This window comes from Pedobacter terrae (genome assembly GCF_900100705.1).
GTDB classification, from domain to species: domain Bacteria; phylum Bacteroidota; class Bacteroidia; order Sphingobacteriales; family Sphingobacteriaceae; genus Pedobacter; species Pedobacter terrae.
Map to the genome: position 1 here is coordinate 154,916 of NZ_FNCH01000003.1, position 15,629 is coordinate 170,544.

16 protein-coding genes and 1 riboswitch are annotated in these 15,629 nt (G+C 40.2%); of the genes, 7 read left to right on the forward strand and 9 right to left on the reverse strand.

Going from position 1 to position 15,629, the window contains the following annotated elements:
- Positions 1 to 7: 7 nt before the first annotated feature.
- The 4 genes from BLR60_RS05530 to thiS all read right to left on the reverse strand — a co-directional run bounded on the left by BLR60_RS05530 (position 8) and on the right by thiS (position 3,480).
- Positions 8 to 643, reverse strand: a complete 636-nt coding sequence (locus BLR60_RS05530; protein WP_090497631.1) for a thiamine phosphate synthase — start codon at positions 641 to 643, stop codon at positions 8 to 10.
- A 22-nt stretch (positions 644 to 665) separates the two neighbouring features.
- Complete coding sequence (locus tag BLR60_RS05535) at positions 666 to 1,253, reverse strand: thiamine phosphate synthase (RefSeq protein ID WP_090497633.1); 588 nt, start codon at positions 1,251 to 1,253, stop codon at positions 666 to 668.
- Positions 1,254 to 1,259: 6 nt separating this feature from the next.
- Entirely contained in the window at positions 1,260 to 3,143 is a 1,884-nt protein-coding gene (thiC, locus tag BLR60_RS05540) for a phosphomethylpyrimidine synthase ThiC (protein ID WP_090497635.1), read from the reverse strand.
- Positions 3,144 to 3,276: 133 nt separating this feature from the next.
- On the reverse strand, positions 3,277 to 3,480 hold the full coding sequence (thiS, locus tag BLR60_RS05545; RefSeq protein ID WP_090497637.1) for a sulfur carrier protein ThiS: 204 nt from the start codon (positions 3,478 to 3,480) through the stop codon (positions 3,277 to 3,279).
- Positions 3,481 to 3,544: 64 nt separating this feature from the next.
- Positions 3,545 to 3,633: riboswitch (TPP riboswitch) on the reverse strand.
- A gap of 368 nt (positions 3,634 to 4,001) precedes the next feature.
- Here thiS and BLR60_RS25075 point away from each other — a divergent pair.
- The 3 genes from BLR60_RS25075 (at position 4,002) to BLR60_RS05555 (ending at position 6,070) form a co-directional block, all read left to right on the forward strand.
- Positions 4,002 to 4,280, forward strand: a complete 279-nt coding sequence (locus tag BLR60_RS25075; protein WP_208600579.1) for an ATP-binding cassette domain-containing protein — start codon at positions 4,002 to 4,004, stop codon at positions 4,278 to 4,280.
- A 101-nt stretch (positions 4,281 to 4,381) separates the two neighbouring features.
- On the forward strand, positions 4,382 to 4,720 hold the full coding sequence (locus BLR60_RS25080; protein ID WP_208600580.1) for an ATP-binding cassette domain-containing protein: 339 nt from the start codon (positions 4,382 to 4,384) through the stop codon (positions 4,718 to 4,720).
- A 51-nt stretch (positions 4,721 to 4,771) separates the two neighbouring features.
- The gene (locus tag BLR60_RS05555; protein WP_090497639.1) at positions 4,772 to 6,070 is read left to right on the forward strand and encodes a leucine-rich repeat-containing protein kinase family protein; all 1,299 of its coding nucleotides are present in this window, start codon (positions 4,772 to 4,774) and stop codon (positions 6,068 to 6,070) included.
- Between the two features lie 234 nt (positions 6,071 to 6,304).
- On the opposite strand, the gene BLR60_RS05560 is transcribed toward BLR60_RS05555, so the two are convergent.
- Complete coding sequence (locus BLR60_RS05560; protein WP_090498004.1) at positions 6,305 to 6,967, reverse strand: DUF1349 domain-containing protein; 663 nt, start codon at positions 6,965 to 6,967, stop codon at positions 6,305 to 6,307.
- 168 nt (positions 6,968 to 7,135) lie between these two features.
- Between BLR60_RS05560 and BLR60_RS05565 the strand changes: the two genes are divergently transcribed.
- Positions 7,136 to 7,702, forward strand: coding sequence for a Crp/Fnr family transcriptional regulator (locus BLR60_RS05565; protein WP_090497641.1), 567 nt, complete (start codon positions 7,136 to 7,138; stop codon positions 7,700 to 7,702).
- 150 nt (positions 7,703 to 7,852) lie between these two features.
- Here the strand turns inward: BLR60_RS05565 and BLR60_RS05570 are convergent, their stop codons facing one another.
- Together BLR60_RS05570 and pepT are read right to left on the reverse strand one after the other, a co-directional pair.
- Entirely contained in the window at positions 7,853 to 8,719 is an 867-nt protein-coding gene (locus BLR60_RS05570) for an aldose 1-epimerase family protein (RefSeq protein WP_090497644.1), read from the reverse strand.
- Positions 8,720 to 8,823: 104 nt separating this feature from the next.
- Positions 8,824 to 10,077: a peptidase T gene (pepT, locus tag BLR60_RS05575; protein WP_090497646.1), complete on the reverse strand. Its 1,254-nt coding sequence runs from the start codon at positions 10,075 to 10,077 to the stop codon at positions 8,824 to 8,826.
- A gap of 59 nt (positions 10,078 to 10,136) precedes the next feature.
- On the opposite strand from pepT, the gene BLR60_RS05580 reads away from it, so the two are divergent.
- From BLR60_RS05580 to BLR60_RS05590, 3 genes are read left to right on the forward strand one after another with little or no spacing between them, the layout of a single operon-like run.
- Positions 10,137 to 10,868: a hypothetical protein gene (locus tag BLR60_RS05580; RefSeq protein ID WP_090497648.1), complete on the forward strand. Its 732-nt coding sequence runs from the start codon at positions 10,137 to 10,139 to the stop codon at positions 10,866 to 10,868.
- Between the two features lie 31 nt (positions 10,869 to 10,899).
- Positions 10,900 to 12,639: a M14 family metallopeptidase gene (locus BLR60_RS05585; RefSeq protein ID WP_167354693.1), complete on the forward strand. Its 1,740-nt coding sequence runs from the start codon at positions 10,900 to 10,902 to the stop codon at positions 12,637 to 12,639.
- Between the two features lie 7 nt (positions 12,640 to 12,646).
- Positions 12,647 to 13,261, forward strand: a complete 615-nt coding sequence (locus BLR60_RS05590; RefSeq protein ID WP_090497650.1) for a rhomboid family intramembrane serine protease — start codon at positions 12,647 to 12,649, stop codon at positions 13,259 to 13,261.
- A gap of 99 nt (positions 13,262 to 13,360) precedes the next feature.
- Here BLR60_RS05590 and BLR60_RS05595 read toward each other — a convergent pair whose 3' ends face one another.
- Positions 13,361 to 14,344 carry a hypothetical protein gene (locus BLR60_RS05595; RefSeq protein ID WP_090497652.1) on the reverse strand — a complete coding sequence of 328 codons (984 nt, stop codon included), beginning with the start codon at positions 14,342 to 14,344 and terminating at the stop codon, positions 13,361 to 13,363.
- Positions 14,345 to 14,476: 132 nt separating this feature from the next.
- Positions 14,477 to 15,613: a hypothetical protein gene (locus tag BLR60_RS05600; RefSeq protein ID WP_090497654.1), complete on the reverse strand. Its 1,137-nt coding sequence runs from the start codon at positions 15,611 to 15,613 to the stop codon at positions 14,477 to 14,479.
- Between the last annotated feature and the right edge of the window lie 16 nt (positions 15,614 to 15,629).

Genomic DNA, 15,629 nt, shown 5'->3' on the forward strand with positions numbered 1-15,629 from the left:
GTAGTTTTTAAATCGAATGAATACTGAATTTGCTGCTGATTTCTTCCAGAACAGCAGCCGTTTGCGTTTGGTTGGTGAGTGCTGCCGAAAGGGCAATTCCGTAAATTCCGGTTTCAAGGATAGCCGGAATATCAGCTGCTTCGATACCGCCAATGGCGATAATGGGGATACTGATTCCAGCTTTTTTTACTTTTTCCATCAACTGTTGGTAACCTTCCAAACCTACAATGGGACTTAGGTTTTCTTTGGTTCTGGTAAACCGGAAAGGGCCAAGGCCAACGTAATCTGCTCCTTCGGCTACCCTTTGCCGGATATGTTCGAAAGTATTCGCGGTACCGCCGATGATCTGGTGTTTGCCGATAATTTTTCTGGCTTCGGGAACAGGCATATCCTGCAGGCCCAGGTGTACACCATAACTATTTACGGCTTTTGCCAGGTGCGGATAATCATTGATGATCAGTTTGGCACCATAACTTTGGCATAAGGCCTGTGCTGCTTTTGCAAAAGGCAGGATCTCGGCTTCGGCCTGGTGTTTGATGCGGAGCTGGATCCACTTTCCACCAGCTTGTAATACCGCTTCAATGCCATCGATATGTGTACCTGTTTTAGGGGCTTGCGAGATATATTGTAGGGACGCTATCATAGGGTTGGAGTTAAGTTAGGGGTTAAGCCTGGCATTTGGCCCGGGCTTTTTTAAAAATAGAAAGCGCCTGTGAAGGATCGCTCCAGATGCTGCCCAATAGTGCAACACCATCGAAATTCATTTCGTTAACCTGATCAATTTCAGTTAAACCGATGCCGCCAAGGGCAATAATTTTTGGCATGCCTTGTTGTTTTTCCAGGCGGAAGTTAGGTGGAACGACGCCTCGATAACCGGGTTTAGAAAAGCTATTAAATACCGGGCCAAAGAAACTGTAATCATATTGATGAATCTGTTGCAGATCTGCCAGGTGATGAAGAGAAGTGCTCAAAATCTTATCCGCTGGCCATATGTCCTTATCTCTTTCTTTTCTGAAACTTTCGGTATGGTGGATTCTTTTCATATGGTAATCGTTAGCCAATACATGGAAATGGTGTAAGGCAATACGTGGATGGTATTCGGGTAAAATACCATCCATAAATTTACGGTGTGTAGCCTCATCTTCCGTTGGTTTCCGCAAATGGAAAACGCTTAAGCCAGCTTCGAAAAGCTGGTTAACGAGATGGCATTCTTCTTTAAAAAAGGTGGGCCTGGCAATCACAATCAGTTCCATAATCACTTAGGAATAAATTTCACTTCCTTTTTCCGTAAACTCTTTCGATTTTTCCTGCATGCCCTTCGCTAAAGCTTCGTCTGCTTCTACGCCCTGTTGTGCCGCATATTCACGTACATCCTGGGTAATTTTCATGGAGCAGAAATTTGGTCCGCACATGGAGCAGAAATGGGCAATCTTGGCGCCATCTGCCGGTAGGGTTTCATCATGAAATTCTTTTGCCGTATCCGGATCAAGCGAAAGATTAAACTGGTCTTCCCACCTGAATTCGAACCTTGCTTTGCTTAAAGCGTTGTCGCGGTATTGTGCGCCGGGGTGTCCTTTGGCCAGATCGGCCGCATGAGCCGCAATTTTATAGGTTATTACACCATCTTTAACGTCTTTTTTGTTTGGCAGGCCCAAATGTTCTTTAGGGGTAACGTAACAGAGCATGGCGGTTCCGTACCAGCCGATCATGGCAGCGCCAATAGCGGAGGTAATATGGTCGTAACCTGGGGCAATATCGGTTGTTAATGGGCCCAAAGTATAAAATGGTGCTTCTGCGCAATGTTCCAGCTGTTTTTCCATATTGGCTTTAATCAGGTGCATAGGCACATGGCCAGGCCCTTCGATAATGGTTTGTACATCATGTTTCCAGGCAATTTTGGTCAGTTCGCCAAGGGTTTCAAGTTCCGAAAACTGTGCGGCATCGTTGGCATCTGCAATACAACCAGGTCTTAAACCATCGCCTAAAGAAAAAGCCACATCATAAGCTTTCATGATTTCGCAAATTTCCGCAAAATGGGTGTAAAGGAAGTTTTCTTTATGGTGGGCCAGGCACCATTTGGCCATGATCGATCCGCCGCGCGAAACAATTCCGGTAATTCTTTTGGCTGTTAAAGGCACATAGCGAAGCAGTACACCGGCGTGGATGGTAAAATAATCAACGCCCTGCTCGGCCTGCTCAATTAAAGTATCGCGGAAAATTTCCCAGGTGAGGTCTTCCGCTTTCCCATTTACTTTTTCGAGCGCCTGATAAATAGGAACGGTACCAATGGGCACCGGCGAATTGCGGATAATCCACTCGCGGGTTTCGTGAATGTTTTTTCCGGTAGAAAGGTCCATAATCGTGTCTGCACCCCAACGGCAGGCCCATACCGCTTTTTCTACTTCTTCTTCAATGGTGGAGGTAACAGCAGAATTACCAATATTAGCGTTAATTTTTACAAGGAAATTGCGGCCGATAATCATCGGTTCGAGTTCTGGATGGTTAATGTTGCATGGAATTACCGCACGTCCGGCTGCTACTTCATCCCGAACAAATTCTGGTGTAATATATCCTCTGGGGGTATTGGCACCAAAACTATTGCCCTGATGCTGGTGGTTCATTACCTCATGCTGATTGCCCAATTGCGCATTCAATTGTTCGATCTGCTGGTTTTCCCTGATGGCGATGTATTCCATTTCGGCAGTAATAATACCTTTTTTGGCATAATGCATTTGCGATACATTGGCGCCAGTTTTAGCCTTGTAAGGTTTTTTGATAAAATTAAAGCGCAGGGCATCCAGTTTTTCATCGGCTTGCCTTTGTTGCCCGTAAACTGAAGATAACTGAGCGAGTTCTTCAACATCAAGCCTGTCTTTAATCCATTGTTCACGCAATCTCGGAAGCCCTTTCCTGACGTCGATATCAGCATCAGGATCGGTGTAAGGGCCACTGGTATCGTAAACCGTTACCGGCGGATTCGGCTCGGTTAAACCAAAACCATTGTGAATTTTGGTTTCCGTTAAACTGATTTCGCGCATGGCCACCTGGATATCATGAATTTTGCCGGGTACAAATATTTTGCGTGAGGCTGGAAATGGACTGCGGCTGATGACTTCCTGATTTGGTGTTTTTTCTGTTTTCATTTTGAAATGTTTGAAGGAGAAATGAGTAATGGAGTGAAGGAGAAAATGAGTGAAGTAGAAATGAAGGAATGAGTGATTGAATGATTGAATTTTTGAGTGTAAGTATCCCCACTCCCTCATTCAATCCTTTTATTTACCCTCCTTGAGTGGCCTTGATGAGTATAACCTGATCTCCCGGCTTTAGCGCATATGTATCCCAGATAGATTTGGAAACGATGGTTTGGTTAACCGCTATGGCCAGGCCGTTTGTTTCTGTTGAAATGACAACGGTCAACATCTGTTCGATAGAACACGATTCGTTAAGTTGGTAGTTTTGATTGTTTATAGTGACTTCCATATTTAAAAAAGTTGGAAAAACTATAGAGATTGCCCCAAAATGGAGATCGAAAAGACAGCAATATGATATTGCTTTCACTTTTCCCTTCGGCAGTACTAACTGCATCAGGTTCAAAGGGTATTTCTCAGCACGTAGGCACCCCTAAAGTTTTTTGTAAATATATGCGATTAAAGTTTTAATGCAAATAAATTTATATAGATAAAATCTATTGATTAAAATTTACATATAGAACTACCTTATCGACTCGTCATCTCGACTAGAACGTAGTGGAATGGAGAGAACTACGTAGGCAGATTTCTCGACTGCGTTGCACTCCGCTCGAAATGACGACACTCTTCCCTAACTCCCGATCAGATTAACTCATCAATCCACACCAACGCTTTTCGCAAAACACAAAAATTCACTACCTTTGCATCATCACCAAAACACCTAATCCATGTAAGATTCATTTCTTTCCAAAAAATAGATAACCGGCATCTCGTTTCCGTTGCTGCAATTATTTACCAATAAAAAAGAAATTTATGCTTAATCTACAAGGGCTGGGCTTTAGCCATACTAATGGCGATTTACTGTTTTCAGATTTAAATCTCACCATCAACAAATACGAAAAAATTGCACTCATTGGCCATAATGGAACAGGAAAATCAACACTTTTAAAAATTTTGGCAGGTAAACTATTACCAACTTTCGGGCATGTTAAAACCGAATCGGTACCTTGTTTTGTGCCGCAGCTTTTTGGCCAGTTTAATGAATTTACTGTTGCACAGGCACTTCATGTTGAAGATAAACTTAGGCGCTGAGCCAAATCCTCAATGGAGAAGTAACCGACGAAAATATGACTAAGCTTAATGAAGACTGGACCATTGAAGAACGCTGTGCGGAAGCTTTAAGCCATTAGCGATTGGAAAATTTAGACATCAACCAAAAAATGGACAGCTTAAGCGGCGGACAAAAAACAAGTGTATTTTTAGCTGGCATTGCCATCCACCGTCCCGATATTGTTTTGCTTGATGAACCGACCAATCATTTAGATCTGGAAGGCAGAATCCTCTGTTCGTTAACCATCAGCAACCAATCGCCTGATCTGATTGTATTGGATGAACCGACCAATAACCTCGATATCCAGAATATAGAAATTTTAACTGCAGCCATTAACGAATACAAGGGAACGCTTCTGGTGATAGCACACGATGAATATTTTCTTGACGATATACACGTAGAACATGCCATTCATCTTTAAAATAAATATATAGCCTTATCTTCGTCTCCGATTATTAAAACCAGTACACCTATGCAAAGCCTGTTAGCACTACAAAGCGGAAAACTTAAAGGATCGGTATCGTTAAAACTTTCTGAAAATCTAACTGAATTCCCTTCAGAAATATTCGATTTGGCCGACACATTGGAAGTACTGGATCTTTCTTTTAATCAACTAAGCACTTTGCCGGCAGATTTTGGCAGTTTAAAGAAACTGAAGATTTTCTTCTGTTCAGAAAACCTTTTTACCGTTATGCCTGAGCAATTAGCGGATTGCCCTTTGCTTGATATTGCGGGTTTTAAATCTAACCAGATCACATTGGTACCAGCTAAATCGCTAAATCCTAATCTCCGCTGGCTGATTTTAACCAATAACAACATTGCCGAATTACCCAAAGAAATTGGCCTATGTACACGCATGCAAAAGCTGATGTTATCGGGTAACCGTTTATCAGCACTGCCTGAAGAACTGAGCAATTGCCAGAATTTGAGTTTATTGCGCATTGCCGCAAATAAATTGCATGAATTGCCTCAATGGATTACACAACTGCCTAAACTATCATGGATTGCATTTTCGGGCAATAATTTTAGCAAAATACCGGCTGTTGAAACACTTTCATTGATTAACTGGCACGATTTAGAAATCAGCCATTTGTTGGGTGAGGGGGCATCGGGCATCATTTCTAAAGCCAATAGAACCATTGGTGATGAAACCCGGGAGGTGGCGGTTAAAATATTTAAGGGGAATGTGACCAGCGATGGCTTGCCTGAAGATGAAATGACGGCTTATATTGCTGCAGGTTACCACCCCGGTTTGGTTAACCTCATCGGGCAGATTGCACAGCATCCCAATGAAAAAAAGGGATTGGTAATGGATCTGATCCCGCATCATTTTTACAATCTTGGCAATCCGCCGAGTTTAGAAAGCTGTACCAGGGATGTTTTTCCGCCAGACAGAAAACTTTCCGAAAAACAGATTATTGGCATCGCTAAAACCATTGCATCGTTAGCCGCTCAATTACATGAGGCCGGCATTATGCATGGCGATTTATACGCGCACAATACCTTGGTTGATGATGAAGGCAATACCTTGTTCGGCGATTTTGGTGCAGCAAGTTTTTATGATAAATCAGCTAAAATCGCAGCTGCACTGGAGCGGATTGAGGTAAGTGCTTATGGTTACTTACTGGATGATCTACTTTCTTTAAAAGACGAAGCGGTAAGTGAAGAAGTTTACAAGATGATCAGCAAACTAAGAGATGCCTGTTTGGCGGCAGTTCCTTCGGATCGGCCAGATTTTCAACATTTGGTTGATCAGTTGGTTCAGATTTAATCACAATTGCTAGAAAGGTCGTCATTCTCGCGCAGGCGGGAATCTTAAAGCATTTTACATTAAGATTATCATAAGTTTTCCTTGTTTAAAAGGCATTCATGAGCACTCCGTGGTTCCCAATTAAGTTGGGAATGACGGATCTTCGCGTCCTATCAGCTTTCTAAATCACCCGTGATCTGTGTTGATTTTATATAATAATTCAACTTCATAATGATGATTACTTTATAAAAAATATTAATTCTGCTGCTTTTTTGCCCAATCCAACCTGCGCTGATCAGGTGTGGTTGTAACCTTGAAATTTTCAAAGGTGGCATTAAAACCTTTACCATCCGGGCAGGCGGCTACCAAACCCACCATTACAGGCGTATTATCTTTAAAATAACAGGTGCGCAGCATGGTATATTTTTTATCATCTAAGGAATAGAAAATCTCAACGGCATCCAGTTTTCTAACCGCTTTCATCCAGATGGATGCAGGTGCCTTTTCCAGTTCTACCACGCTCCAATCGCTGGTTTTATGCGTTACCACCGCACTTACGTTCTGTTTTCCATTTACAAATTCAACACCGGCTTTAATCCATTCTTCTTCGTTAATGCGGAGCATCAGTCCCATCTGATCAAAAGTGGTTACATAATTTCCCGTAATTTTCACTTTTACCTCAAATTCGCCACCGTAAGTAGCATAGTAAAAAGGCGCATCATCAACAGTAAAACCATAATGCGATATCCGCCAATAGTCGGTTTTGGCCGGAACAAACAGGCTAAAAGTATTTTTATCCTTAATCTCCCATTTTTCAGGTTCGTTAAACCAGTTCATTTTGGTTAAACTCTGGGCAAAGGTTTTTATACTCATTAAAGAAGATAGTAACGCCATGATGGCAAGTGATTTAAGTTTCATTTGTGTGTTTTGTATGTTGTGTGCTGCAAACATAATGCAGGGAAAATTTTTAGTAAAGGACATACATCACTATTTTAATGTGATGATTATCACGCAAATATTTGGTCAAAGCAAGTCTGTCAGGTTTAAAAATCTTGAATAAACTGTACATTTGTTTGCATTAGAAACATGGAATTAGATTTTTTAAGAGCGCACATCCATCAGATCGTTTGTTTAACAGATGAAGAATTTGAGCATGCTGCATCTTTTTTTACCAGGCGGAAATACAAAAAACACCAGTATATTATCCAGGCGGGTGATACGGCCAGTCAGGAACATTTTGTATTAAAGGGAATTGTAAAATCTTCTTACACCGACCATGAGGGAAAAGAATATATTTTGCAGTTGGCCATGGAAGAATGGTGGTTTTCTGATCCGAATGCTTTTAATACCGGAACGCCTGCCACTTTAAATGTAGACTGTATAGAAGATACCGAAACCCTGTCTATCTCTTTTGAAAATAAGGAAAAGCTCTGCGCCTCCTCCCGCAAAATGGAGTATTTTTTCAGAAAAAAGTATACCACGGGCAACATGGCTTTGCAAAAAAGGGTATTGGCTTTATTAAGCAACAATGCTGGCGAGCGTTACAAGCAATGGCGGAACCAATATCCAACTTTACAAAAAAGAATTCCCAAAACCCTTATTGCATCCTATCTTGGGGTAACCAGGGAAACTTTAAGTAGGTTATCGCTTTAAATTTCAGCATTCTGTTTGGTTTTGTTTTTGCCACGAAGGTCACAAAGAAAATTCACGGAGGGTGGGGACCATATTGGAGATTATGACCCCACTACTGTACTGACTAAATCAAATTCAAGTTTCTGGTGCAACTAATCAGGAAAAACCAGGTTAAAAACACTCTAATTCCCAAAACCGCGACCAGTTTTTGCCTGCATCAAGTTTTACTATACCCTCTTTGTGTGATAACTCCTGGTTGTGGTTAATGCCATCAGCAACGCCGCACCAGGGTTCTAAACACACAAATGGCGCATCGGTTGCCGCCCATATTCCGAAGAATGGAAAATCTTCAAAATGGAAATGCAGGCCATAATCATTTTTGGTGTTCAGTAAACTAATGCAGTTGCTTTGCAGGTTTTTAAAAACCAGCGCATCGTTATAAAACAGTTCATGAGTAAGCTTCAGCTTATGTGCAGTAAGCGCAATATTTTTGGTTTTGTCGGCCACCAGGCCGTCTTCAAGTTTCCAAAAAGTTAATTTCTCATCGGCATTAAAGGCCAGGTAGTAATCTTCGTAAACGGTATCTGGCGTATTGGGTACCGCAAATGCAGGGTGCGCACCAATAGAAAACAGAAGCTCGCTAGTTCCGTTGTTTATCACCTCATAAGTTAAATTCAACTTTCTATCTATTAACCGATACCTTAGTTTGAGCTCAAAATAGAAAGGATATACTTTTAAAGTATCTTCGCTTTGGGTTAACGAAAAAACGCCCTCGCTTTTACTTATTTTTTCGAAGTTAAAAACATGATCGCGGGCGAAACCATGACGGGGTAGTTCGTAGTTTTTACCCTGGTAAATAAAACTATTGTTTTTTAATGAACCTACAATGGGAAATAATACCGGACTATGTTTCGCCCAATATTTTGGGTTGGCATTCCATACATATTCAATCTGGGTTTCTTTACTAAATAAACTTTGAAGTTCTGCGCCTTTAGCCGCCAGGCTAACTTTTATAAAATCGTTTTCGAGAGTTATCATTACAAGTTAAAATTAGCAAAATTTGTGCTTTGAAGTTATCTTTTTTAAATAGGGGGAAATCATCAGACCGAATTAGCTCAAGACCTGAGACTTTTGATTTCAGACTAACCACGCTCCTCCCAGATACAAGCAATATTTATAATGGTTTGTACCGCTTTTTCCATATCCTGTACGCTTACCCATTCTTGTTTGCTATGAAAGGCATGTTCTCCAGCAAAAATATTGGGGCATGGTAAACCCATATAAGAAAGTCGCGAGCCATCAGTTCCGCCACGGATACTTTGTTGTTTAGGTACTACACCCGCTCTTTCAATGGCCTCAATACCGTATTGTACAATTTGAGGATGCTGATCTAAAACCTGTTTCATATTGCGATATTGTGCTTTGATATTCAGCTTGTAGGTAGATTTTGGGTAGCTGGCGATTACCTTTTTTACCGTTTCTTCCAAAAACCGGCCATGCGCAGCCAATTTCTCATCGGTAAAATCCCTGATGATAAACTGTGCTTCTGCTTCTTCCACCTGGCCGTTTATACTTACCGGATGGATAAAACCTTCTTTTTGATGTGTGGCCTCTGGCGTAAGGGTATCTTTTGGCAGCGAATCTAAAATTTCGGCAAGGATCTTAATTGCACTTTCCATCTTTCCTTTTGCAAAGCCCGGATGCGTACTTACACCATAAATTTTAAGGGTAGCCCCATCTGCAGAAAAAGTTTCATCTTCAATAGAGCCGAGTGTTTCCCCATCAATGGTATAACCAAAATCGGCACCTAATTTCTTTAAATCAGCTTTGTCTACGCCCCTGCCTATTTCTTCATCTGGCGTAAAAAGAAGTTTGATGGTTCCATGTTTTACTTCGGGGTTTTTTATTAAAAAGGCAGCAGCTTCCATAATTTCAGCTAATCCTGCCTTATTATCGGCTCCCAATAAAGTTGTTCCGCTTGCGGTAATAATATCGTTTCCAATCTGATGTTTGAGGTCTTTGTGCTCAGAAAGTTTGATTACAATATGAGGGTCGTCTGGCAGAATCAAGTCTTGTCCCTGATAATTATCATGAATAATCGGTTTAACATTTTCGCCGCTACAATCAGGCGAGGTATCCATGTGCGAACAGAAGAAGATAACGGGCAACTGCTTGTTTGTATTTGATGGGATGGTAGCGTACACATAACCATTATCATCCATTTCGGCGTCGGAAATGCCTGTTTCTAACAATTCCTGAACCAATACTTTACCCAGGTTCTTTTGTTTTTGGGTTGATGGGCAGGTAGAAGAATTTGGATCGGATTGGGTATCAATTTTAGCATATTTTATAAACCGCTGCTCAAGAGATTTATCAAAGTTGGTATATGTACTCATAATTCAAAGGTAAAAGTTATATATATTGGATAATCATATTATTTTTGTAAAAAAATAATATGATTGTTAATTTGCTGAAAGCTACTTATCTAACCCTGCTATTTGTTTTTATAGGCAGTTTTTCTTTCGCCCAATCCAGCTATTTTAATATGTCGTACGGCTTTGGTGGAGGAATAAACAATTCTTATACTGATGTTTATCAAGGTAGTATTGGATATACAACTTATGGCGTATTCGATTTTCATATCACTCCATTTGTAACCCTCGGTTTAGAAGGACAGTATGGTTTGATTCAAGGAGGAGACATAGAAACCGACCCCAATAACCGTCAGTTTGTAAACAAATATACAGCGCTTAGCGCCAATGTAAAATTGATGCTTGGCGAAGTAGTAGACTATTATCAAAGTGAATTTTTATACAAAATCAGAGGTTTGTATGCAGGCTTGGGCATAGGTATAATCAATAATAATATTACCGATATTGTAAGGATTAAGCCAGCTTGGGCCGCTTCCAACCCTGGTTATGGTCCATTTCCGGGCGAAAATAAGACCTTGAACATGATGGTGCCTTTAAACTTAGGGTTTAATTATTATATTAATGATGGCTACGGTTATATGCGATATGTCATCAATTTCAATGCGCAATCGACCGTTACTTTGGGCGAAGGGCTTGATGGCTATAACGACGTAAGAACTCAATTTAAAAACTTCTCACCTGATATTTACAGCTCCTTTACATTAGGTTTCAGGTACATGTTAGGTAATATTAAAACTTATCGTAGAACGCTTTAATAACCGTATTTTGTTTCTTAGCTTTAGAGGTATGAGAAAACTCTTTGTGTTGTGTTTGCTGTTAATAAGGCTAAAAGCTATCGCACAAGAAACACCTTTCGAATTAAGTGGAAAAACAGCAACCACAACGTATACTCAAGCCACATCTTATTACAAAAATTTGGCTAAAACATATCCTGAAGCCAAACTATTAGCCTATGGAAATACCGATTTTGGTAAACCTTTACACTTATTGGTTTTATCACATGACCGGGTTTTTGATCCGGTACAGATCAGGAAACAAAATAAAAGAATTTTATTGATCAATAATGGCATTCACCCTGGCGAACCTGAAGGCATAGATGCATCGATGATGCTGGCCCGCGATCTGCTTAAAGCTGGTAAACTGCCAAAAGATGTCGTGATTTGCATCATTCCACTTTACAATATAGACGGCAGTTTTAACCGTAGTGGAACATCCAGGGCGAACCAGAACGGGCCAGTTGCTTATGGTTTTAGGGGCAATAGCAAAAACCTTGATCTGAACCGCGATTTCATTAAAACGGATTCGAAAAATTCAGCAGCATTTCAACTCATTTTTAATATCTGGCAGCCAGAAATATTTGTGGATACCCATACCAGCAATGGTGCCGATTACCAATATGTGATGACGCTTATCCCGACTCAAAAAGATAAGCTAAACCCTATACTTTCTGATTACTTGACCAAAACTTTAGTGCCTGATTTATATGCCGGTATGGAAAAGCTAGGTTACCCGATGGTTCCTTATGTAAACTCAATAGGCGAAACCCCCGAAACCGGGATAACAGGTTTTATCGAATCGCCGCGTTATTCAACTGGTTACACCACACTGCATAATACCATCGGTTTTATGCCCGAAACCCATATGTTGAAATCGTACGATTTACGTGTGGATGCAACTTACAAGCTTTTGAAAACCTATATTGAGGTTGTAGAGCGGGATGCCAAAATGATCGGGGCCAATAAACGAAAAGCCGACGAGGCAGTGGTTACGCAAAAAGAATTTCCTTTAGCCTGGAAATTGAATAAAAACGAGGTTAATGATATAACTTTTAAAGGTTTTGAAGCCGGCCAAAAAACCAGCGCAGTGAGCGGTGCTGATCGTTTATACTACGACCGTAAAAAACCTTACACTAAAACCATTAAAGAATGGAACAAGTATGAACCTTTATTATCTGTCCAGAAGCCTGTGGCCTACATCATTCCGAAAGCCTGGGATCGCATAATTTCACTGCTTAAACTAAATCAGGTTAAACTCAGCGAATTAAAAAGCGATCAGAAAATTGCTGTAGACAGTTATTATATCGGCGATTTTAAAACGGTGACCCGTCCATATGAAGGTCATTACCTGCACTCCGGTGTAGCAGTAAATACTGTTCCGCAAAAGCTGCAATATTATGCCGGCGATTATGTGGTTTATGTAAACCAGCCGTGTAACCGGTATATTGTAGAAACTTTAGAACCCCAGGCTACAGATTCTTATTTCAACTGGAATTTTTTCGATTCTATTTTGGATATGAAAGAGCACTATTCGGCATATGTTTTTGAAGATACGGCTGCAGAACTGCTAAAAAATAACCCTGATTTAAAAAGTAAACTGGAAGCCAAAAAGTTGGCCGACCCCGAATTTGCAAAGAATGGTGCCGCACAACTTGATTTTGTGTATAAAAATTCTGATTATTACGAAAAAACACACAACAGATATCCGGTTGCACGTTTAGTAACAGATGTGAAACTTGATTTAAAATAAGCCCAAAATGGAATACTTCAATATTGCTCCCGTAGCCTCCTTAATTTTTGTTTTTACTATTATTACCAGCCTATATGCTTTCTACGATCGTTCGATTTATGGAAAATTTATGCTGCATCCTTATAGTGTTTCAAAAGGGCAGAATGTTTTCACCTTGATTACCAGTGGACTTGTACACGCCGATTGGATGCACCTATTTTTTAACATGTTTACTTTTTATGCTTTTGCCTTTGCACTTGAAAGTATGATGGGCAGCTGGCGTTTTGGATTGCTTTACTTTTTGGGTTTGGTGCTGAGCGATCTGCCAACGGTGATCAAACATAAAGATAACTTTAATTACAATAGCCTTGGCGCATCAGGGGCAATCAGCGCAGTGCTTTTTAGTTATATTTTATATAATCCAATGTCCAAAATTTATATCATGTTTATCCCGATCGGGATTCCTGCGGTAGTTTTTGGGATTATATATTTGATTTATTGCGCTTATGCTTCCCGCAATTCAAGGGATCATATCAATCATGATGCACACTTTTTTGGCGCTTTAACCGGATTGATTTTTACGATTATCTTCGTGCCGGGGATTCTGCAGAACTTTATTACGATGTTAACGGGAGGGCGATAGTATTCATTAAAAGAATCGTCATTTCCGTGAAACCATTCGTGTGGACACATCTTCTGTTAATTCTATATTTGTTTTTAGTGCACATTCATAAGTCGGCCGTCACCCTGCCGTAGGCAGATAAGGTTTCTCGAAGAAACTCATTGGCTCTTCAGGGTTTTTAATAATTTCAAACACAACATAACCCCAGGGTTTCCAGAAGTTTTCCAATACCTGTGCATATATTTTATGCTGCCAAACATCAAAAAGTGGTTTGGTCATGTTACCCCGTAAAGGCATCGCTTCAATATAAATAGTGCCTTCTACAGGCATAAAGGTATATTCGGGTAAGCGGTTAAAAAGATAGGCTGAGTAATAAAAGCGGGCGCTTAACTCTTCAAATTGTTCGGCGGTTAAGGCTTTTCCTTTTATCTCATTAATGATATCCTGGTGATAGCGTTTATTGGTGCCATTATCCTGTAAACAGGCAATGATCCCAAAATCTTTCATTTTTAACGAGAAGGTTAACGTGTTAATCTCATCACGGAAACTGAATGGTGTTTCTCCGTTTTCCAGTTTTACCACAGTAATAGACCATGGTGTGAAATCTTCAAACTCCAGGCTGGTATACAGATTTTGCATCATGAAATTTAAGTTGGCAAATTTCATCATCAGCGATTGCGACATGTTTAAACCATCGGCAGTCATTTCTTTGCGTAGTGCCGAATGCATTTCGATATATACAAAACCATATAAAAATTTGCCGATCCAGTTAAAAAGATCCAGTTCTGGCAATACGGATACCGCATCGTAACCTTTTCTGAAGGCCGCTTCGATCTTATCTTCCAAAGGATTTAGAAACTGCTCATTGATCTCGGTATTTACCGGGATAACTAAGGTATTGTACGAACGGATACTCTCATCCAAAAACTGGATCTGCTCTTCGCCGCTTAAACCTGCCTGTTCCAGCAACCATTTGGGAAGCAATGGCACCTGAATAACAGGAGAATTAAATGTTTTTCCGCTTAAAAAGCAGGTTTTGTATAAAAAATCGAAGTTTTGGAAAGGATTGTATAAGCCGGTATTCATCACTGCAATATTAGCCATTATATTTTTAGGGCTGAGCAATGATCTTTTATTTTAACGTGAAGATTACAACCTCGCCCTGTTCGAGGCCTTGCTTTACCAACTGTAGCTGCATCCCCCCATGCCGGCGATTTTAACAGGGTGAGATCAGGTTTAATAGTTATTGTAGTAATAACTGATATCGTCTACCAGCTGGTTGTAAATTGGTTTGGTAAATTCCAGAAACAAAGCACTTGGTGGCGGTGGTAATTGTTCTTTTCTTCTGGTCATGGCTAACTGTTGTTTACTCAATGCCCTGTCATCACCTTTATAACTTGCCCAACTGTCTTTCCATATATAAGTGCCGGGAAATTTCTGTTGACGTACCAGTTTTTTTGTTTTCCAATCGGTAATACTCATATCCAATAAACCTGATGAGGAGATATTCTTTTCAAAGATACTCAAGATAGCTTTTACTGTACCGTAAACTGGTTTTTTATCGCGTGTTTCGCCGATTACCACACTATCGCGTTTTAACTTTTCAACTCTTTCTTTTTCATAGGTTTGGCCTACCACAAAATCGTCAAAGTTTAAGCTTAATATCTGATCGGGAACAATTTTTTGGTTGGTAGCTTGTGCTTCGCCGTAAAAAATTACAAACTTATTCCTGGAGTATTTTGCAATAAACTGATCAATCTGCTGCTGAAAATAATCAGCACTTAATTTATACATACTGCTGTTTACGATAATCGGCTGTACCACCACCCTGGTTACGGCGGCCCAATAAGCATCCTCCATTTTAGCCTTAACATCTTTATAATTGGGCTGAAGATTCTGCGCTTTTTCGAATTCATAATAAGCCTTTTTAGCGGCCTGACGGTTATTTTCGCTCATATAGCCTAAGCCAGAATTATATCTTGCAATAGCAGCATTGTATTTGCTATCGGCTAATTCCCTAACGTATTTCGAAGGGCTTGGAATAATGATCAAACATGCCGGACAGCTATTGATGTCATCTGCCAATTGATTGATTTTTTGATAATCGTACATCACCGATTCCCACCTGAATAAATCATTAGACATTTTAGCTTCCTCAATTTTTCGTAAATGATCTTTCAAAGCTAAATCGTAAGCCATTTTTAATACTTGCATGGCTTCGCTGTTTTTAGGTGAGTTTTGTAGTCTGCTTACCGATTTTTCAACCGATAAATCGTAATCACCTTTTTGCAGGGCATTTTTTCCTGTGGTACATCCTCCAATAATTATTAAGGATAAATAAATAAAATACCGTAATCTTGAGCTGTTTTTCATGGCGATGGCGTTATGT